This window comes from Pedobacter cryoconitis, assembly GCF_014200605.1.
Taxonomy (GTDB): Bacteria; Bacteroidota; Bacteroidia; order Sphingobacteriales; family Sphingobacteriaceae; genus Pedobacter; species Pedobacter cryoconitis_B.
Genome location: NZ_JACHCE010000001.1, coordinates 482,692 through 504,877, shown reverse-complemented (window position 1 = coordinate 504,877; position 22,186 = coordinate 482,692). Strand labels below are relative to the sequence as shown.

General features: G+C 40.0%; 15 protein-coding genes and 1 riboswitch. Of the genes, 7 read left to right on the top strand and 8 right to left on the bottom strand.

Annotation, left to right across the window (positions count from 1 at the left end):
- Positions 1–3: 3 nt before the first annotated feature.
- The 4 genes from HDE68_RS02350 to HDE68_RS02335 all read right to left on the bottom strand — a co-directional run bounded on the left by HDE68_RS02350 (position 4) and on the right by HDE68_RS02335 (position 4,823).
- Positions 4–1,080: a c-type cytochrome gene (locus HDE68_RS02350; RefSeq protein WP_183878522.1), complete on the bottom strand. Its 1,077-nt coding sequence runs from the start codon at positions 1,078–1,080 to the stop codon at positions 4–6.
- Between the two features lie 158 nt (positions 1,081–1,238).
- Entirely contained in the window at positions 1,239–2,567 is a 1,329-nt protein-coding gene (locus HDE68_RS02345; RefSeq protein WP_183878520.1) for a voltage-gated chloride channel family protein, read from the bottom strand.
- Between the two features lie 49 nt (positions 2,568–2,616).
- Positions 2,617–2,681: riboswitch (Fluoride riboswitch) on the bottom strand.
- A gap of 115 nt (positions 2,682–2,796) precedes the next feature.
- On the bottom strand, positions 2,797–4,149 hold the full coding sequence (locus HDE68_RS02340) for a Gfo/Idh/MocA family protein (protein WP_183878517.1): 1,353 nt from the start codon (positions 4,147–4,149) through the stop codon (positions 2,797–2,799).
- A gap of 29 nt (positions 4,150–4,178) precedes the next feature.
- A complete protein-coding gene (locus HDE68_RS02335) occupies positions 4,179–4,823 on the bottom strand; it encodes a hypothetical protein (protein ID WP_183878515.1) in 645 nt (214 codons plus the stop codon).
- A gap of 492 nt (positions 4,824–5,315) precedes the next feature.
- On the opposite strand from HDE68_RS02335, the gene HDE68_RS02330 reads away from it, so the two are divergent.
- The 7 genes from HDE68_RS02330 (at position 5,316) to HDE68_RS02300 (ending at position 16,209) form a co-directional block, all read left to right on the top strand.
- Positions 5,316–8,447, top strand: coding sequence for a SusC/RagA family TonB-linked outer membrane protein (locus HDE68_RS02330; protein ID WP_183878513.1), 3,132 nt, complete (start codon positions 5,316–5,318; stop codon positions 8,445–8,447).
- A 28-nt stretch (positions 8,448–8,475) separates the two neighbouring features.
- Positions 8,476–9,963, top strand: a complete 1,488-nt coding sequence (locus tag HDE68_RS02325) for a RagB/SusD family nutrient uptake outer membrane protein (RefSeq protein WP_183878511.1) — start codon at positions 8,476–8,478, stop codon at positions 9,961–9,963.
- Positions 9,964–10,071: 108 nt separating this feature from the next.
- Positions 10,072–11,421, top strand: coding sequence for a DUF3472 domain-containing protein (locus tag HDE68_RS02320; protein ID WP_183878509.1), 1,350 nt, complete (start codon positions 10,072–10,074; stop codon positions 11,419–11,421).
- 140 nt (positions 11,422–11,561) lie between these two features.
- On the top strand, positions 11,562–12,590 hold the full coding sequence (locus HDE68_RS02315; RefSeq protein WP_183878507.1) for a LacI family DNA-binding transcriptional regulator: 1,029 nt from the start codon (positions 11,562–11,564) through the stop codon (positions 12,588–12,590).
- Between the two features lie 83 nt (positions 12,591–12,673).
- A complete protein-coding gene (locus HDE68_RS02310; protein ID WP_183878505.1) occupies positions 12,674–13,732 on the top strand; it encodes a phosphotransferase enzyme family protein in 1,059 nt (352 codons plus the stop codon).
- A gap of 128 nt (positions 13,733–13,860) precedes the next feature.
- A complete protein-coding gene (locus tag HDE68_RS02305) occupies positions 13,861–14,523 on the top strand; it encodes a hypothetical protein (protein ID WP_183878503.1) in 663 nt (220 codons plus the stop codon).
- 123 nt (positions 14,524–14,646) lie between these two features.
- Positions 14,647–16,209, top strand: a complete 1,563-nt coding sequence (locus HDE68_RS02300) for a GMC oxidoreductase (RefSeq protein ID WP_183878501.1) — start codon at positions 14,647–14,649, stop codon at positions 16,207–16,209.
- 41 nt (positions 16,210–16,250) lie between these two features.
- Here the strand turns inward: HDE68_RS02300 and HDE68_RS02295 are convergent, their stop codons facing one another.
- From HDE68_RS02295 to HDE68_RS02280, 4 genes are all read right to left on the bottom strand, one after another.
- Positions 16,251–16,838 (bottom strand): cysteine hydrolase family protein, encoded by a 588-nt coding sequence (locus HDE68_RS02295; protein ID WP_183878500.1) that lies wholly within the window; start codon positions 16,836–16,838, stop codon positions 16,251–16,253.
- A gap of 85 nt (positions 16,839–16,923) precedes the next feature.
- The gene (locus HDE68_RS02290; RefSeq protein WP_183878498.1) at positions 16,924–18,150 is read right to left on the bottom strand and encodes an MFS transporter; all 1,227 of its coding nucleotides are present in this window, start codon (positions 18,148–18,150) and stop codon (positions 16,924–16,926) included.
- 94 nt (positions 18,151–18,244) lie between these two features.
- On the bottom strand, positions 18,245–18,862 hold the full coding sequence (locus tag HDE68_RS02285) for a TetR/AcrR family transcriptional regulator (RefSeq protein WP_183878496.1): 618 nt from the start codon (positions 18,860–18,862) through the stop codon (positions 18,245–18,247).
- A gap of 142 nt (positions 18,863–19,004) precedes the next feature.
- On the bottom strand, positions 19,005–22,178 hold the full coding sequence (locus tag HDE68_RS02280; protein ID WP_221300649.1) for a glycoside hydrolase family 2 TIM barrel-domain containing protein: 3,174 nt from the start codon (positions 22,176–22,178) through the stop codon (positions 19,005–19,007).
- Positions 22,179–22,186: the final 8 nt, after the last annotated feature.

The window sequence follows — 22,186 nt, the reverse complement described above, 5'->3', positions numbered from 1 at the left end:
CTTTTATTTTTTATAGGATTTATAATAATCAGCTATAGGCTGATACGGACCGTATTTATGTTGAGTCTTTGTGAATTGATCACCATAAGGTCCAAATGGTGCATCTATTGGTTTTTTAGTTAAGTCCGGATAATCTTTATGCTGATCTTTATGTTTTCTGGGCTGGGAATTTACAAAAGCGGCCAGATCCCACGATTCTTCATCAGTCAGCTGTGGATCTTTATAAGTAGCTCCAAAAGGCATATTGTTCTTAACAAAACCTGCAAAATTACTCAGCCTGTACATGCCTGCTGCATCATTATAACTATGCTCTCCCCATAATGGCGGATAAGTATAATTTGCCTGGTCAGCTGTGCGTACCCCCTCACCATGTTCTCCATGACAAGAAACGCATTTTGAAGCATATATCATTTTTCCACGTTGCGGATCAGCTGGTCTGTCCATATATTTCAACCTCTGAAAACCAGTCCCAAAAACCTCATCTCCTTTTTTCACTCCCGAACCTACCCATTTTAAATAAACCAGCATAGCTTGTACTTCTTTGCCGGATGCATCCGGGAATTTCCCGGCAAGGCTGCGTTCAAAACATTCTGCAATCCGGTTTGAAGCCGGAACAACCTGACCAGATCTGTTACTCTTTTTAGGATAACTGGTAAAAAAGACAGCATAGTTGTTACCGAAAATTTTTGTACCTCCCTGCAAATGGCAATTCTGACAATTCATTCCATTGCTGATTGCTGCAACAGAGCCGTTGGGACCAAAATATTTGGCTGTATTGGCGATCAGGTCTTTTCCATATCTGATCATTTCTCCGGCTTTCCCGGCTGGAATTGTATTTTCATCAGGAGCTTTCCAGTCCTGATCAGCAGAACTGACCGGAACAGTTTTTTTACGTGGCGAAGCTATCTGATCAGTTAATATCTGCGGGGTATCCGTCAAATTCTTCTTTTCCTCCCCATTCCATAGAAAAACGCTGATCAGAATTGCGCTGCAAATCATAAAAAGCGCAGTGATCAGCAGGATCGAGCGGGCAGTATGCACTAATATCTGGTCAGTTTCGTCTAATTTATTCTTTGACATTACATTAAATTCTTTCTTCTGCCATCAAAGGTGAGGTTAACAAATCAAGGTTCATAAACACAAAAAGTAATCACCGATAACCTGAAGTAATATCCGCATAATACCTTGCTAAACCGAACAAAGAAATATTTATAATGATTTTGTTACTCAGGTCTGAATCAGCCTTTATATCTTGATAACAATCGCTTCATAAAACCCTGTTTTTGAACATCTTCAATCAGACCCAAACGCTCATCAAAGATCTTCGGCACAGCGGTCCTCTGTGCACTGTAAATACCCGAACGACCACTAAAAAAATAGGATGTAAAACAAGCAACAGCAAAGAATAAAGTATACTCACCGCCAAACAATTCAATCCCCATCATGGTGCAGGCTAAAGGTGTATTGGTTGCCCCTGCAAAAACTGCAATAAACCCTAAAGCTGCAAATAAACTTACCGGTGCATTCAGCAATGCGGAAAGCGTATTTCCCAAAGTTGCACCGATGTAAAACAAAGGAGTAACTTCTCCTCCTTTAAACCCTGTTCCCAAAGTTAAAGTCGTATAAATTGTTTTCCAAAGCCAGCTCCAGGTATCAGCCCCTCCCTGTATAAATGCAGAAGGAATAGTAACTGCCCCCGGATATTCTGCGTCCACACCCAAACTTAAATAATCTGGTTTACCAATCAGATAAGTCAACCCGATCAGGATCAAACCACCAGCCAAAGGGATCATCCAGCTCACTTTAAACAGTTTTGCAAAAACTTTCTTTACCTGATGGACTGTTATAGAAAACAGGTAACTGGCCAGTCCGAATACGACTGATGCGGCAATCACTTTGCTCAACAGCAAAAGATCTATTGGCAGATAATCTGATAAAAAGTAGGGTGTTTGCGGTAAAACAGCGATATGATAAGCCGTATGGTGAATTTGCCAGGCAGAAACCGTTAAATCACCGATTATACTGGCAACCAGAACTGGAAACAAAGCATCGTATTTAATCCTGCCGAGCGTCAGTACCTCCATCGCAAAAATAGCCCCTGTTACAGGTGTACCAAAAACAGCCCCGAATCCCGCAGCAATACCTGCTGTCAATACCATTTTAGTATCCTGTTCATTCAGGTTAAACCATTTCCCAAACATAGCGGCAATGCTTCCCCCAATTTGGACTGCTGTACCTTCTCTGCCGGCCGAACCTCCAAAAAGATGCGTAATAATTGTAGTCACCAAAATTACCGGGGCCATACGCCAGGGTACCCCGCCGCCACTTTCATGAATTTCGTCCATAATCAGGTTGTTCCCCTTTTCAGAAGACTTTCCTACAGACTGATAAATCAAATGAATCAGTACCCCTGCAAAAGGCAATAAAAAGAGCAGCCATTTATACTGAAAACGTAAATGTATTGCGGCAGTCAGCAACCAAAGAAAAAAGGCAACTACAGTTCCTATAGTAATAGCGATAGGGAGGATTAAAAGTGTCCAGCGGATCAGATGGTTAAAAGTTTTCATATATACCTACAAATAATTTATTCCAACGAACTGAATTGCTCATCAGATTAATTTTGCAGGCGCCATCAGCTTTTTAGGGCGGTTAAGTCGGAAGACACCATTTCCGTGTACACAAATATAAACATGTAGTCTGCAATTACAAATTAATTATTGCCAGGGCTGTTTATATAAGCCCAAAGCCGGTCAATGAATTGACCGGCTTATTTGTTAATTAAGGTTTATGCAGGGCTTAATAATCGTCGTTTAAAGCGAAAACAGGTTTTCTGGTCATCCAGTGTCCGCTGGTAAAATCAGGGAAATCAATAGTTTCATTGCCCAGTTCTATTGACTGCTCACTTAAAGGGGTAATTGCACTCCATGCTGCTGCATCATAAACATCTAATGGTGTAGGTGTACCGCGTTTTACAGATTCAATAAAAGCGTGCAGTACAAAGAAATCCATTCCACCATGACCTGCACCTTCTGCATCACTGCTATATTTTTTCCATAGCGGGTGATCGTATTTCTCCAACCATTCTTTCGCACTGTCCCATCGGTGTGGTTTGCTCACGCCTTCTACATATACACTATCATTAATATCCATCCATAACCCATTCGTTCCCTGTACACGGAAACCCAGAGAATAAGGTCTTGGAGAGTTCGTATCATGCTGAAGGATAATTGTTTCTCCATTGGCACAATCAATAGTCGTAGTTACGATATCACCTAGTCTGAAATTAACTTTTGCATTCGGATGGCTCTCCCCTCCTTTGTCTACCACATATTTATGCAGGCCTCTGGATTTTGTAGCGAATGAATTTAATTTAAGGAACTTGTTTCCCCTGTTAATATTGATACACTGAGCCACCGGCCCGATACCATGTGTCGGATATAACTCACCATTACGATGTACCGAGTGATTTGTTCTCCATCTGGCTTCTGAGAATCCTTTTTCATTAAATTCTACGCCACCACCATAAGGTTTTATACCGTCATTAAACTTAACCTCTCTCAAATCGTGCTGATAACCGCCCTGTAAGTGCAGAATCTCTCCGAAAATACCCTGTCTTACCATATTTAAAACAGCAAGTACATCTCTTCTATAGCAAACATTTTCGAGCATCATCACGTGTGCATCATGTTTTTCCGCAGCATGAACTACATCCCAGTGGTCCTGAAGGGTAATACCCAGCACTACTTCTGTAGCGACATACTTTATACCTGCTTCAATAGAACCGATAATCATTGCTTTATGCCATTCCCATGGGGTAGCAATCAAAACAGATTTCAGATCTTTTAACTGAAGCATTTTTTTCCAGGCATTGTTATCACCTGTAAAGATCTTAGGCATAGGTTTTCCGCTTTTAGTGATCAGGGCCTTAGCCATATCAAGCATTCTTGAATCTACATCACAGATAGCAACTAATTCAACATCATCTCTTTTTAGAAGTAAAGCAAGGTGATTTTGCCCGCGCAGACCAACGCCCATCATTGCAATTTTAACTTTCTCTCCAGCATAATTGGCAAAAAGTGATTTTTCTGGCAGGATAGTCAATGCTGCTGCAGTGAGCGTAGTTGATGTTACAAATTCTCGTCTGTTCATAATTTTTTTTAGTTCAGATAATTGGTTAGCTATATTATTATTTCAATTGTGTCTTGTCTTTTGTATGGATACTGCGGATAGGAAGTATCCGTATGATGAACTGCCTTCAGGCCTTCAATCCGCAGGAAATTAAAATCCGGATCTGTGATCTTTATATCCCCGGCCCAGTCGGTAGTTGCATACTGCATGGACTTCAAAGTAGAAAGTGTCAGGCCTGCCCTGTCCATGATTTTCAATTTAGCGAAGCTCATCCCCGTACCTAGTGGATTAACAGCCAGAACAAGCTGAATTCCCGTAAGCAGTTTATCTTTTTCAATGGCTCTCAAATCAACCACCTTATCTATAAAAAGATATCCCTGTTCATTTATACCTGCCTGTATGGAATGTCCATTTTTAATTCCCAGCATAAACTGTTTGCAGACTATAGCATTTTCCTGGTTAGGTGCTTTTGCAGGATAATTCAGGTCCAGCATAATCGTGAAAGCATATTCCACAGAAAATTCAGGACTGAAATTATCTTCTGCCGGCAGCGCTGTCCATTCTTTAAAGAATGGAATAGCCTGGTCAGTTCTTAAATATGCAGGAGTTTCTAAAACCGGATCTGGTTCTGGAACAATTGGCACATTGACCATACTTCCATTAAAAAGAATATTAAAGATTTCTCTTCTGTCCATTTATTTCTTTATTAAGATGCTGTTCAAATATTTTTTAAGCAGACACCGGAGGTTCAGTGGTTAATTAAACCTCCCGTTGGTGATTACAAGGTATAAATTTTCCTTCCAAGCCATGAAATGACAGACTTCAATTATCACGCAAACGTTTGCTTATGCCGAAATAAGAGGTTTGTGTAAGCCTGATCGTGCTTATAAAACACGGTTTTCCCGAAAAACAAAGCTAAAAATCAGACGATTTTGTAAAAACGATGATTTTTTCTGTGAATTACAACTTATTCGAATATATCATTCGAAAATACCCTGCATTTACCTGTTTTTTTTCTTTTTAGCGATCAGACGCATTCATAAAACATATCAAACGTTTGCGTGGATTTAGCGCTGTTTAAATACTTTATACACGCCTGTTGCTTTATACCTTCAATTATTCCTTAAGAGAAGCTATCGGAAATTCCTTCTCCCGGGATGACTAACCAAATCTTAACATTTTTCTGCATGACAAAACTCTACACACCGATTAATCCGGTACTGAACCGGGTTTTCCCACCGTCAGGCGAGCGCAAAAAGCTTTCCTTCTATCAACTAACCAAAGCAATAATCATCTTACTGCTTACATTCTGCTCCGGTATCACCTTCGCTCAAACCTTTGTTACAGGAAAAGTGACAGACGAACAGGGCCTTGCTATGCCAGGGGTATCCGTAAAAGTCAGGAAAACGACAAATGGTACCATTACTGATGTCAGCGGTAAATTTGTACTAAAAACGACTACCGATGTAATTTTAGAATTCAGCTATATCGGATACATGCAGCAGGATATTGCCCTGTCAGGTAAAAACACAATTAATATAAGCCTTAAACCCGATTCCAAACAAATGGATGAGGTTGTTGTAGTTGGTTATACCTCAAAAAGCAAGTCACAGATTGTCAGTTCTGTTTCTACAGTATCTGCTAAACAGCTTTTAGATGTAACCAGCAATGATGCGGCTAACCTTTTACAAGGAAAAGCGGCCGGGGTAGCAGTTTCCTCTTCTTCAGGGCAACCAGGAACACCGGCTACCATCAGAATAAGGGGTACAGGTACTTTTAGTGCAAATATGGAGCCTCTTACTGTTGTAGACGGGGTAATTGGCGGTACTGCCAACCCAAGGGATATTGAATCCATTACCGTATTAAAAGATGCAGGTGCAACCGGACTTTATGGTTCAAGAGCTGCAAATGGGGTAATCGTTATCACGACCAAACAAGGTAAAAGCGGTAAAACAAGCATCAATTACAGTGGCTCTTACGGAATTAACAACGCTTCTCAGGGCAACTTCCAATTGATGAATGGTCAGCAATTACTGGATTACAGCACCTATTTGTATACCAATGATTACAATACAAAAAGGGCCAGTTATATCAAACAGCTTCAGGCTACCACCCCAAATCCTACACAACAGCAGATAGATGCTTATCTGACCCAAAAGGCACTTCCATTAACCAGCGCTGCTTATTTATCAGGATTTTTACCTTCCAATCCTGGAAATACAGACTGGAGAAAAGAAGCTTTCAGACAGGCCTATACCAATAGCCAGAACATTAATATTTCGGGCGGTGATGAAAAAACACATTTTTATGTAGGTGCCGATTACTATGATGAAAAAGGTACACTGGTTAATACAGGCTACAACAATATCAATTTCAGGGTCAACCTGGATCATAAAGTAAATGACCGTTTTAAAATTACCACCAGGATCAATGCAGGCTTTAGCAAAAGAACTGATGACCGCACCGGGGCGCTTTACCAGGCCTATACCAATGTACCCTGGGATAATCCCTACAATAGCGATGGTACGCCAAGATATATTGATCAGGAAAGCCAGTGGTACGGACGCGATAAAAGCAATTTCGTCTATCTGAATGATTATAATGTAGACAATGAAAGAGGCCAGACCTTAGCTGGTGACTTAAAACTGGAATATAAGCTGACTGACTGGTTAAATTTTGCAAGTTCAAACCGCTATACAACCAGCAATACCAGAAGAGAAATTCTGAATGATGCCCGTACCCCAACCGGGAAAGGTAATCTGGGAGAATTGAGGAACTTATATAACTATGCAAATAGTGTGCTTACCTCCAATTTATTCAATGCATCCCATAGTTTTGGAAAACACAATTTATCTGGAATTGCAGGTTTTGAATATCAGCAAAACTATGTGGACAATATTGACGGAACAGGTTATGGTATCCAACCTGGTCTGGAAACATTGAATTCAACGGCTACCCCCTACCTGTTAAGAGGCGGTAAATCAAAAAGCCGTTTTATTTCTGAGCTTTTCATGGCAGATTATAATTATGATAACCGCTATTTTGGAACAGTTTCTTTGCGTAATGACGGATCATCCAAATTCGGTGCAAACCATAAATTTGGCTTATTCTATTCTCTTGCCGGCGGATGGTTAATTTCCAATGAGAAATTTTTCAAATCCAGTGTCATTACGAATCTGAAATTACGTGGTAGTTATGGAGTTACCGGTAATACGCCTAACGGAGATTACAGTTCATTACCGTTATATAATTTCGATGCTCAATATGCAAACATCCCGGGAGGTTACCCTTCTGCTATCGCTAATTATGATTTAACCTGGGAAACCCCTACTACCGTCAATGCCGGATTTAATATTGGTTTCTGGAACAGAATTGAATTAAGTGTCGATGTTTACCAGCGTACCAATAAAGATCTGATTATCAATGTACCGCTTTCGGCTGCCACTGGTTTTTACAGTTACCTGCAAAATATCGGGTCTGTTAAAAATCAGGGAATTGATATTGAGTTAAGTACTAAAAATTTCACAGGTGACTTTAAATGGAATACAAGTTTCAATATCGGTTTTAACAAAAACAGGGTAACCAAACTCTATCTGGATCAGCCTATAGCCAGGTTTGCCAACCAGAATATTGCTGTAGGCCATGATATGAATTCATGGTATACCAGAGAATGGGCAGGTGTAGATCCGGCCAATGGTGATCCGCTATGGTATATGACCAAAGCAGATGGTACAACAACTACGACAAACAACTATAACGCTGCCGAGAGAAGATATGTGGGTACTTCATCACCAAAATTCACCGGTGGTATGGGCAACGAGTTCACTTATAAGAATTTCAGCTTAAATGCATTTTTCAATTTTGTATATGGCAGCAAGATCTATAATGGAAACCGTGAAGTATTTGATGCCGATGGAGCTTATCCGCAATACAACAGCATGGTCTTAAAAGACGGCTGGAACAGATGGGAAAATCCCGGAGACATTGCGACACATCCAAAAGCTGTAGTGAATGGGAATAAATTATCAAACAAACCGTCTTCAAGGTATCTGGAAGATGGCTCTTACCTGAGATTACGTAATATCACACTCGGTTATAATTTTACAGATGCAATTACCAAAAGACTTAAAGTTTCAAGTCTGAGAGTTTATGTAAGTGCAGATAACCTGGTTACTTTAACCAAATTCTCAGGTATGGACCCTGAAGTTTCCGACCTGGACCCTGCTACAATTTTCTCTACTCCAAATACAAGCGGAAGCAGCGGTACTAAATACCCGATCAGCAAAAAGATATTATTTGGTGTTAACATAGGATTTTAAGTATAACCCTGATTTAAAGATGACAAAAATGATTAACAGCTATAAAACAATCGTAGCGATGGCACTTATGGTGTCTGTTACAGCCTGCAAAAAAGACCTGATCCTGCCTCCTTATAATGGGATCATTAATGAAAATGTAGTCAATACACTCGAAGGGCTTCAATCTGCCACTATTGGGACCTATAATTATATTAAAGACCCTTATTATGTACGTAACTACCATATTTTCTCTGAATATGCCAGTGATAATGTTTCACTGAGCGGAACCACTACAGATCCCTTATTCTATGCCTATAACTATCAGCATCAGAAAAATCAGGGGAATGTAGAAAACTTCTGGCGTAAAGCATACCAGGCTATTTATGGCACTAACGTAGTGATAGAAAAAGTAGTGGAAAGTGATGATCCCGTGAGAAATCAATTGCTTGGAGAAAACTACTTTTTAAGAGCAATGGTCCACTTTGACCTGGTCAAGTTTTTTGGCCGTCCTTATACAGATGATAACGGCGAATCTTTGGGGGTAATGCTTAAAACCAATACCGATGTCAAAGAATTACCTGCCAGATCAAAAGTAAAAGACATTTATACTTTAGTAATCAGCGATTTATTAAAATCGATTAAACTGATGAACAGTTCAAAGAACAATAACTTTGCTTCAAAAGAAGTTGCCATGGCTTTATTGAGCAGAGTCTATCTGTACATGGGGGATTATAAAAATGCTTTTGATTATGCAGACCGGATTATTAAAAGCGGCAGGTATTCTCTGTTCGCTTCGTCCGGATATCCAAAATATTTCACCAGTGTTCCCGAAGGAAACTCAGAAACTATTTTTGCCATCAGACATGTACTTAAAGATGACCGTCTGGATGATGCAATAGGTTCGATGTACTGGGGCGGGGCAATTGGTTATGGTGAAATGTACGCTTCTCAATCTTACAGGGCCTTAGTTAATAAATTCCCTGAAGATTTACGCAATTCATTTGTTGTTCCGCAATATGAAAAAAACCCGGATGGTACCGTTAAAACTGATGCACAGGGTAATCCTGTATTGCAGAAAAGAAATGGTTACCCTAAATATTTCATCAATAAATATTCATTTCAGGAAGGTTACGAAACTTTAAGTTCCCCTGTAGTATTAAGGTTAGCAGAAATGTATCTGACAAGGGCAGAATGTGCTTACCAGCTGGGCAGACCGGATGATGCACTTGCAGATGTCAATATTATCAGAAGTCGCGCCGGATTAAGTGGAAATGCACTATTTTCTTCGGGTAATATGATGGGTTATACCAATGTACTGGATGTGGTCCTGGATGAGCGCAGACTGGAATTCGCTTTCGAATCACAGCGTAAGTTTGATGTTTTCAGAAATAAAAGGACGCTGAACAGAGATTATCCGGGTACACATCTGGCTTCGGGGCAAACTACACAGCAGATCCCTTATACTGATCCCCGTGTTATTTTCTTCATCCCTGAAAATGATATTGCATTGAATGGTAACCTGGTCCAGAATCCTTAAAATCAGACCGTTTTTAAACCCTGGTTAAACATTTTAGATTTGAACCCTGATGAATCAGCAGGGTTCAGATCTATCAATTATTACAATCGGCATTAAAACCAAAATCCTATGAAAACAATAATCTTATCCTTATCACTACTCTCGCTGGTGATTGCAACCTCCTGTAAAAAGAGTAGCCCCAATGAAGGTGACCAAACCAAAACACCTCAGGAAATTAACGACTTTGTGGCCACCGGGCCAAAAATTGCTATTGCCTTAGGTGGAAATGCCTGGGTAAAAACAACTTCAGGCGAAGTGATCAATAACAACGGGCTGGCAAACTGGACCAATTCCGCTGCAGTAACCAGTGTTTACTTCAGAACTGAAACACCGGGGATTATCACAGTTAAGCTTAGAATGAAGGTCCCTTCAGGAAACAGCAGTTTTAAAGTATCAACAGGTACACAATCTATCACCGCAACCGCCTCAAATACATCTTTTGATACCGTAGCAGTTGGAAATTTCAATATCACCACAAAAGGTTATACCCGCTTTGATATACAGGGTATCAGCAAAACCGGTAATTATTTTGGTGATGTTTCTGATCTGATCATCAGTGGAAAACCGGTAACCGATTCTGTATCCTATGTCAAAGATAATATTGACTCCCGTTTCTACTGGGGGCGCAGAGGGCCTTCTGTCCATGTCAACTATGTAATCCCTGATGCCATTAAAAATAATGTAGAATGGTTTTACAACGAGATCAATGTCCCGGTTGGTTCAGATCCGATAGGTTCTTATTTTATGTCTAACGGTTTTGGTGAAGGTTATTTCGGCATCCAGGTCAATTCAGCTACCGAGCGCCGGGTGTTATTCTCGCTTTGGAGCCCTTTCCCTACAGATGATCCTGCTACGATACCTGATGACAAAAAGATCAGACTGATTAAAAAAGGTACAGCTGTACAGAGTGGCGAATTTGGTAACGAAGGTTCTGGCGGACAAAGTTATCTGGTCTATCCATGGGTTGCAGGTAAAACCTATGCCTTTCTAACCAGGGCACAGCCCGATGCAGCAACAAATAAAACCATATATACCTCTTATTTCAAACCCGCCGATGGGAACTGGACTTTAATTGCAAGTTTTGAACGTCCTGCCACCAATACCCGGTTAAAAGGAATGTACTCCTTCCTGGAGAATTTCAATGCTGAAATGGGTAATATAGAGCGAAAAGCCAATTATGCAAACCAGTGGGCTATAGATACACAAGGGAACTGGACAGAAATTACAGGCATGAAATTTACTGGTGATGATATCGCAAACAGAGGTTACAGAAAAGATGTTGGCGGTGGCGTGAACGGCAATCAGTTCTTTTTAAGAAATGGTGGTTTCTTTAGTGATGCTGTAGCTTTGAAGCAAAACTTCAACAGACCTGCAAGCGGAGCTGCACATCCGGTTATTGATTTTACCCAATTACCCTGATCCGGTCTGATGATTCATTAATGATTATTAACGTTTTATCATTTGATATCTAACAATTAGCCCTGGCATTAATTGCCGGGGCTTTTTATTTAATCATTTTTATTACTTATATTAAAAGATAATTGCAACATTTGGAACAAATGTCAGATAAACCAACCACTATAAAAGAAATAGCCAAACTTCTCGACATCTCAGTTTCTACTGTTTCGAGGGCACTGAATGACCATTCCAGCATAGGTTTAATCACCAAGATGCGGGTAAAAAAAATGGCTAAAGAACTCAACTATGAACCTAATCAGAGAGCTATTCAATTTTTACAGGGTAAATCACATACTATAGGCGTTATTTTGCCAGAACTTGCTGAATCCTTTTTCTCAGCAGCGATCAGTGGGATTGAAGATATCGCTTATAAAAGAAACTATACCGTACTGCTTGCCCAGTCACATGATGATGCCGACAGGGAGAAATTACTGATCGAAAAGATGAAAATGCAGCGTGTGGATGGTCTGTTGATCTCTGTATCAAAAACCACTAATACCTATGAGCATCTCGAAGCTTTTAAAAAATCCAATATTCCCATTGTATTTTTTGATCGTATCCCTCCGGTTAAAAACATCCATTTTGTAGCATCTAACCTGGAATCAGGCACTTATGAAGCCGTTAATTTCTTATTAAAGAAAGGTCACCGCACCATCGGGATGATTAACGGCCCAACCAATTTAGTAGCCAGTACAGAAAGAAAAAATGGTTATATCAAAGCCATGACTTCCCACAGGTTAAAATTTGATCCTTCTTTAATGCTAAACTGTGACCTGACAGAAGCAGGTACCATTGAGGCTATGGATACCTTCCTTAACCATAAACGCAAGCCTACGGCAATTGTAACTTTTAATGATTATGTAGCTTTATTTGCCATCCGTTATGCACGCTCTTTAAACATACAGATCAATAAGGATATTGACTTTGTCAGTTATGCCAACCTGCCGCTGATCAACTATATGGACTTCACCCCTATTGCTTCTGTTGAGCAGTTCCCCTATAAGCAGGGAAAGAAGGCAGCAGATATTTTACTGGACCTGATTAATAAGCCAAAAGGAGATACTGACTCGGAAACTGCTTATTATAACGTAGTTGTAGAATCTGAGCTCATCATTGGTAAGGAGAAATAAATTTACACAAACGTTTGCACAACAATCTGATAGCGAAATTGATTAAGTTTGAGTTTACGATAAAAAATAAACCCGCTTAATATATGTTTGATCAAATTTTACCATTGTACGGAATTCAACCTGTTGAAAGTGATGTACAATTATTTGGAGATGGTCTGATCAATCGTACCTGGAAAGTAACCCATCAAGGTAAGGGATATATTTTACAACAGGTCAACCAGTCTGTTTTTAAAAAGCCGCATGATATAGATCAGAATATATCCGCACTAAAATCTTATCTGAGTAAAACCCATCCTGAATATCTTTTCGTTTCTCCGTTGCAGGGATTATCCGGTCAGTCACTCATAGAAACCCCGGAAGGATATTTCAGGTTATTTCCATTTGTAGAAAATTCACATTCGCTGAATGTATTAAACAAAAAAGAAGAAGCATATGAAGGTGCCAGGCAATTTGGAAGGTTTTCTAAACTGCTGAATGACTTTGATGTTAAACAACTGCATATTACCCTGCCCGACTTCCATAACCTGACCTTAAGGTTTGAACAGTTTGCAAATGCTGTAACCCATGCATCTGGACAGCGGAAAGAGAAGGCCAAAGACCTGATCGCTTTTATTATGGCGCATATGGACATTGTGACTACTTATAAAAACATAGTAGAACGCAATGAGATCCCGCTAAGGGTCATCCACCATGATACCAAGATTAATAACGTTCTTTTTGACCAGCAAAACAAAGGGATCTGTGTGATCGATCTGGATACGGTCATGCCTGGATATTTTATCAGTGATGCAGGTGATATGATGAGAACTTATTTATCCTCTGCAAATGAAGAAGAAACAGACCTGAAAAAAGTCAATGTCAGGAAAGATTTCTTTAAGGCGATATACGATGGGTACATGGAAGAAATGGGTGACGTGTTAACCCCAGCTGAGAAAAACTATTTTATCTATGCCGGTAAGTTCCTGATTTACATGCAGGCCATTCGCTTTTTGGCAGACTATCTTCAGAATGATATTTATTACGGTGAAAAATATGAAGGCCATAATTTAAACAGGACAAAAAATCAGGTCACTTTATTGGAAAAATATCTGGAACTGGAACCTGAGCTGGAAGAAGTCATTGGAAAAATAGCTATTCAATAGCTTAAAGCCTAATACCTGTCTTTGTACGTATTTTTTAATTATTTGTTAATTAAAGCTACCAACATCTAATTAATCTATTGATTTTATGGAAAATTCAATTTATATTGTACCCGGATATATTCGCTCTCATGATCATATTTGGTACCGGCTTCTATGGAAAAATAGAAGATTATAAAAACCACAGGATAGAAACTAAGTTCTTCCATGTTTTCTTCGTTCCTCTTTTTCCGACATCATCAATGTATGTAACTTCTTCGTCCTTCAGAACAAGATCAGGATTAGAACTGGCACTGCATGTTAAAAGTATTAAAGCTGCTTATGGTCGCTTTTTCACCTTTCTGCTTGCTGCCTTTTTCCTTTACTGGACCTTTGAGAATGGAATCAGACATTTTCTTTTGGGAAGCATTTTTGGCTTTGCCATGACTGGTTTATGGATATATCTGTATTTTTTCTACGGTAAGTCTACCGATGAAGAAATAGGTACCCGCGACAAAGTGGCCAGCTGTACTGGCATGTATGCATTACCACACTGGTTTAATTTTGATCAGGCGGAGAGACGGTTGATTTTTTTCACAGCTCTTTATCAGGAAAAATATCCTGACAACGACTGGAAAGCCGATATAAGAAAGGGCAGTAAGGATCACGAAAAACAAAGAATATTATACGGTATTGCCTTATTCAATTGCATGGTTTATGATCTTCCTGAAAATGAGGAGCTTTACTATAAAGCTGATCACGACTATCAGGTATCAGGCAATAAAGCCCAGGCAATTGAACAAGCTTTATTTTAAAATAAGCCTGCCGGATATCCCGATGCATTTAAAATAAGGACTGCTTAAAGATCCATGTCAATTACCCGATTTAAGGGCATCAATTTTGTTTAATAGTTTTTGTCAAACAATTTAACAGAACAGATGGACCGTAAACAGTTTATAAAGAGCAATATCGTATTAGGTATAGGACTGACCGCCTCAAAAATAGGATCAGCTTTTCCTATGCCTTCAAAAAAAGAAACTGAATCCCATCGGGTAATTGTGATCGGCACTGGTTATGGTGCTGCGGTTGCTGCTTTAAGAATGGCCGAAAAAGGCATTAAGGTACTCATGCTGGAAATGGGCATGGACTGGCCGGCCAGTAAAGACCATAATACATTCTCTAAGCTCATTTTTCCGGATAAACGTTCTACCTGGTTAAAGTCACACAGCATCCTCCCCTTTGCCAATGTCTTTACGTTCAAAAAATATACAGGCGTACTGGACAGAATGGATTTTGATAACCTGAAAGTTTATGTCGGCAGAGGGGTTGGCGGCGGCTCACTGGTTAACGGAGGAATGGCTGTTGTACCTAAAAGAGCCTATTTTGAAAGTATCCTTCCAGAAATCAATGCAGCAGAAATGTATGATAAATATTTCCCGCTGGCCAATAAAATGCTGAAAGTTAATTCCATTTCACCAAAATTCTTTGAGTCTACCCCCTATTATAAATTTGCACGTACCGCAAGAGATCAGGCCCATAAATCCGGTTATAAAACCGTTTTCGTACCTAATGTCTATGATTTCGGCTATATGGAAAAAGAAAGCAGAAAAGAGGTTTACCAGTCTGCTTTAAATGGCGAAGTAGTTTATGGAAATAATGCAGGAAAACAGAGCCTGGACAAAACTTACCTTGCTGAGGCATTAAAAACGAATAACGTTGAAATCAGGCCGATGCATAGCGTAAAAGCAATCCATCAAACTGATAAAGGCTACAGACTGGAAGCAGATCACCTGAATACGGAAGGCCATACAGAGTTTACCCAGGATTTTATTTGTGACTATCTCTTTGTCTGTGCAGGCAGTATGGGCACTTCCGGACTGATGGTTAAAGCAAAAGCTACGGGAACTTTACCCCTTCTGCATCAGACCATAGGTGAAGGCTGGGGAAATAACGGGAATGTAATGGCAGGCCGGAATTTCATTAAACAAGGTACAGGCAGCAAACAATCCTGCATCCCAACCATGGCAATTGATGACTGGGATAATAAAGAACATCCGGTTTTTGCCGAGATTTCACCTATGCCCATGAAAATGGAAACCTGGACTTCTTTATACCTGGCCATTACTAAAAACCCAAACCGCGGCCAGTTCAGTTACAACAGCCTCACCAATAAAGTGCTCTTGAAAATACCTGAAGATTTCAGCACAGCTGCTATAGCGACTGTCAAACATTTGATGGATAAATTAAATCAGGATAATGGAGGTACTTATGCCCGTTTGTTATTTAAGAATGGTATTAACGGCGAAATATGTTATCATCCTTTAGGAGGCTGCGTGATAGGCAGGGCGACAGATTTATATGGCCGGTTTAAAGGTTATCATAAACTATATACCTGCGATGGTTCCTTATTGCCCGGCAGTACCGGGGTAAACCCTTTTGTAACCATTACTGCTATTGCAGAAAGAAATATAGAAAAGATCATAGCAGAGGATTTCAGTTAAAGAAATCCTCTGCTTAAAAAGCGAGTCCTGAAACCACTGATTTAAGAAGCGGATGGCTGTATTCCGGCAGCCCATTCTCCAGCCTTTAATACATCGGCCTGACGCGGAAAAACTTTATCTAATAATACACGGTGCACTTCTTCGTCACCATCAGCGCAGCAGTCAGCTAATACAGTGATCTGATAATCTTTATCTGCTGCTTCACGCAAAGTGGAAAGCATGACACCGCTGGTAGAAACACCTGTAAGTACAATATGCTGAATACCTGCTGCTCTTAAAACCACCTCAAGATCACTTCCGGTAAAGGCACTGTAACGGCGTTTACGCACTTCGACATCACCTTGCTGCGGTGCAAGTGCCGGCATGATTTTAGTAAATTCTTCCATATCCAGTTGACTGAACCGGTCTTTGCCTGCAGCAAAGCTTTTATTGTTATCGCTTATTTCTGGTAATCCGGGTCTGAAACCTACAGTGACATAAATAACAGGCATATTTTTGCTGCGTGCATAAGTGATAGCTCCAGAAATATGCTGAGTGAGTGCTGTGATGACAGGCCCAGGTAACATACCAGAGATTCCGTTTTGCATATCCATCACCAGGAGTGCGGTATTTTGATTTTTTTGTTCCATTTTTTTTATTGATTAACAGGTCTTAAATTTTCATCTTATCTACAAATCTTTTAGAAAGGAATAAACTCATACAGCCTATCCCTGATTAATTTTTCTGACGGTCGCTGCTCAGATATTTATAAAATATTGCAGCAATAACCAGCGAGGTTATCCCCTGACAAAATATAGCACCAGGTGAACCTATTTTTTGAGATACAGCACCAATTATCAGACTGCCCAGCGGGAGCATTCCAAAGTAAGCCATAGCCACATAACTCATTACCCTGCCCCTCATTTTAGGGTCTGAATCAACCTGTATAATCGTCAGACAGATTGTGGTCTGGGACATCATTCCAAATCCGGACAAAGCAGCAAATATCATCGCTAAAGGAAAATAACTGAAATGTGAGAACAGCATCAGACTAATCCCAAGAATTATCGTGTTGATCAGTAAAATAACTTTAAGATCGGCTTTAGGTTTCACAGCTGCAAGATATACAGAGCTCAACACTGCCCCTACCCCAATAAAACTATTGATATAGCCAAAAGTAGCCGCATCTCCTTTAAAGATCACCTTGGCAAATACAGGCAGGAGCGTATTATAAGGCAGTACTAAAAGGCTGGTCAGACCCAGCATCAGCATCATCATACGGATCGAAGAAGTCTCTTTCAGATAAGAGAAACCCTCTGTAAGCTCAGACCTGATCTTCTTTTTTACCGGTGCAGAAATATAGACAGGCAGCTTCATTAAAAGCAGTGACACGATCACCGCAATAAAACTTATAGCATTTAAAAGGAAACAGGTCCCAGCACCAAATTTGACCAGGATAATCCCGGACAAAGCCGGCCCAACTAACCTGGCCAGGTTCACCATAGAAGAATTCAGCGCAAGTGCATTAGGCAGATCTGCTTTATCAGTTACCATTTCGTGGATCAGGGGTTGTCTTGCCGGAACATCAAAAGCATTAATTACCCCAAGTATACCACTCAGAATAAGTATTTCCCAGGCGGTATAATGATTTGTAAAAACCAATACGGCCAGTAATACAGCCTGTATCATGGAGGCGATCTGTGTAATCAGCAATACTTTGTAACGGTTATACCGGTCTGATGCAATCCCACCTAATAAAGAAAATAAAAAGGAAGGGAACTGAGAGACAAAAACAGTAAGCCCAAGCATAAAAGCAGAGTGCGTCATCGTATAAACGACCCAGCTTACACCAGTGCGCTGCATCCAGGTACCAATCTGAGAGACAGACTGACCAGTAAAGAACAAGCGGTAATTTCGGTTACCAAAAGCGCGGAATGTACTTGTTAAACGCTCAGTTTTCATCGGATAATCTCTTTTTCATCAATCAATAATTCATTTTACCAATTAAGCGTTTCGACATTATTTGTTTATTTGTCGAAACTACTGCAAATTTTTTTTACTGTTTTAGCCCATGAATAGTCAAACGGGATAATACGTTTACTGCAGTTTCTACCCTGCTGAAGTCATTATCAAGTACCATTTCTCTTTTCAAACCATGTAAGCTGCTCAATAATACAAAAATCAGATCGTCCAGATCCTTTGGTGCTATTTTACGCAATTCGCCTGTTTTCATCCCATTGGTCAGAATCTGATTCAGCAATGCACTTTCTTTTTCTACCACACGCTTATGAATTGCATGTTTAGCCTTATTAAAGTTGGACATTTCATTCGCATCCATACCAACATCCAGCGCACTGTAAAGCGCTCTTCTCTTTTCCAAAAGTGCCAGTCTGGTTAAATAAAATGCATTTAATTTTTGTTCTGCAGAAGATGCACGATCAATGGCAAGGGCAACTGCATTCAGATTTTCTCTGATTTCATCGTCCATTACTGCATCCAGGATTTCATCCTTGCTTTTATAATAGTAATAAAGGGAACTCCTTCCTTTGCCAATAGCCTTAGCAACATCATCCATGGTTACTTTTTGAAGCCCATGTGCCTGGAATAACTGCTTGGCAGCCTGCAATATTTGCTTCTGAATGGCATCATCTTTTATAGGTTCACTGGCAGACATAGAATAAAGAATTACAGCACAAATATAAAACAATTTGACATTTAAACAAAAAATGTCGAAAAATCCAAAAACCTATAAAAAGGGGGAGGTTTTAGCCATATGGCCAAAATCTCCCCCTCTTTAACAAACACCTCTAAAAACCTTAACGGATCGGTTTAATCCAATAACTGTAGTGCTGATTTTCGAAAGGTACACGATACTGTTTTAACGGACTGGAGCCCCAGCTATCAATCCCCTGTACACCAGATTGCTGTGCATCCATATGTACATAAATGTTATTTCTTTCAGTCAGTTCTCCAGAATGATACTGTTTTTTATCCTGTTCGGGATCAAGATCATCCAGGCTATAAGGCAAAGCAGAAAAACTTAACAGGTTATTTTCATAGACAAACTGTAATCCCTTTCCTTTCTGGTTCGTGAAATTTACCCAGCGCACATCAGTCTTATTTCCACTCTCCTGCGGACGGGCATAAGCGAAATACTGATCCTTTGTTTTCTGCTTGTACAAACCCACTAAAGAAGCTGTTTTTCTGTCCCAGTAGTTCTCCCATGGCCCTCTGCCATAAAACTCAATATTCCCATATTCTTTTTTCAGCTCCAGATCAGTACCTAACCTTAACAACAGCGGATACTTGCCTTTTAAAGCATTCAACCTGTTTTCTACTTTTAGAGTACCATCAGCAAAAACAGTGATATCCGACTCTTGGGTAGCCTCTCCATCCAGCAACTCCTTTTTAAAGTTCATTGTATAACTGCCATCAGCATTCTGCTTCAGAGCTGATGAAACTAATTTTGCCGCCTGGTAAGCATTGCGCCATTTACGCAGGTTTTTATTAAAACCAGCACCAATATCATTATCGGTCGGTGCTCTCCAATAAGCTGGCACAGGCCCATTTTGCAGCAATTGCTCATTATGCTGAGAATAACTCTTCAAAATACCTGCTTTCAAATCGAACTCCACTTTAAAATCTTTGCCCAAAACAGTATAGATATCCGCTGTTTTATTGATTTGTAATGCTCCTTTAGCTACTGCTAACTGAGCCACTGGTTCAAATTTGTTCAATGCAAATTGCTCATAAGCCACTTCATATCCCTTTTCTAAAAACGGTTCCGCCTCCTTAAGCACATAATGTACATTCAAAAAATACTCTTTACCAGCCTGCTGTTTAAACTTAACTGGTAAAGCCACTGTAATTTCTGAACGCGGCCCGACAGCAAGATTGGCAATAGTACCTTTATCAATGATCTTCCCATTTTCTATGATCTCCCAGTTTAACTGCGTATGCTCAATATTCCTGAAAAAATAACTGTTATTAATCTTAACCTGGTTATTGCCTGAATAAGTCGTTTTAATAAACTGATGCGTTTTTTTAACCTGCACAGCCATTGGCGTTAACCCTCTGTAAGCAGTAACCACTCCTTTCACACAGAAGTTATTGTCACTAAAATTTTCATTGACAGGTCCTGTTAAAGGAAAATCACCACCATAAGCTAAAATACGTTTACCATTTTTAACGGTATCCAGTCCCTGATCAATCCATTCCCAGATAAAACCACCCTGCAACTTCGGATTGTGCTCAATAGCGTTCCAGTATTCATCATAATTTCCCAGGCTATTTCCCATAATATGAGCAAATTCACTCATAATCAAAGGACGTGTTTCGTTACTTTTTGAGTATTCCACCAGCCAGTTTGGATCCGGGTACTGAGGCACAATCATATCTGTATTGAAATCTTCTTCTGCACGTTCATATTGTACCGGACGGGTAGGATCTGTATTTTTAAGCCATTGATAACCTTCGTACATATTGGTTCCGTTCCCCGCTTCATTACCCAATGACCAGGTCACTACCGAAGGATAATTTTTATCCCTTTCATACATTCTGCGGATACGCTCAAAATGCGCATTACGCCAGGTTTTATCATTGGCAAAAGTAACGGCAAGATCATAACCACGGCCATGAGATTCAATATTTGCCTCATCCACCACATATAAACCATATTCATCACAAAGCTCCATCCAGTAAGGGTCTGGCGGATAATGAGAATGACGTACAGCATTGATATTGAGTTTTTTCATCATTTCCATATCCTTACGCATATCTGCATGCGTTAAAGTATGCCCCTGTTTAGCATTATGCTCATGCCTGTTTACCCCTTTGATAAAAACACGTTTGCCATTAACCAGAAAATCACTTCCTTTAATTTCCACGCTGCGAAAACCCACCCTTTGCGGAATCACTTCCATAACTTTTCCTTTGTTATCTTTAAGAATGATATTCAGGGTATACAAATAAGGAATTTCGGCAGACCATTGTTTCACCGAAGGAATTTCTCTTTTGAAAACCAGCTGTTTATGGTAATTGCCCAATACTGTTTGTACAGCAGAAGTCTCTTTCCAGATTGATTTTCCAGCGGCATCATTTAATTCCAGCGCGACAGAAAAAGTATCAGGTCTGCTGTGATTAGTCCTCTGGTCGATCCGGTAATTGTTTACATTCACCTGTACATCCAGTATACCGTCCTTATAATCTTTAGACAGATTACCATTGACTTTGAAATCACGGATATCCAGTTTAGGCGTCGAATAGAGATATACATCCCTTTCTATGCCCGAAATACGCCACATATCCTGACATTCCAGGTAACTGCCGTCACTCCAGCGGTATACTTCTAAAGCAATCAGGTTTTTCCCTGGTTTCACATATTTGGTCAGGTCAAATTCGGCAGCCAGTTTACTGTCTTCACTATAACCTGCCTTTTTTCCATTCACCCAGATATAAAAAGCCGATTTAACTGCTCCTAAATGAATGAAAATCTGGCGGCCGTCCCAGTTTGCCGGTACCTCGACTGTTTTGCGGTAAGAACCTACAGGATTATTATCAACCGGAATATCAAAAGGGGGATTTAAACGTGCGCCCCTTTTAGTCTGTCCGGCAAATTCATAAGGCTGATTCACATAGACAGGCAAACCATACCCATTGGTTTCCCAGTTAGCCGGCACTTTAAAATCTTTCCACCCGGTATCATTATAATCTGTTTTATAAAAATCCAGCGGCCTTTTTGCAGGGTCCTGCACCCAGTTAAATTTCCATGTACCATTTAAAGACATGAAATAGGCAGAATTTTCTTTTTGTCGTTTCCAGGCCAGTGCAGTATTTTCATAAGCATAGGCTTCTGCCCGCATTGGCATCCGGTTAACGGATACAATATCGGGGGTTTGGAGTTCAGTTGGAATCAGTTGCGCATTTACAGTTATAGTACCTGAAAGCAAGACAATCATTCCTAAAAGCTTTGATTGGAGTGAAGATTTCATTTTGTGTT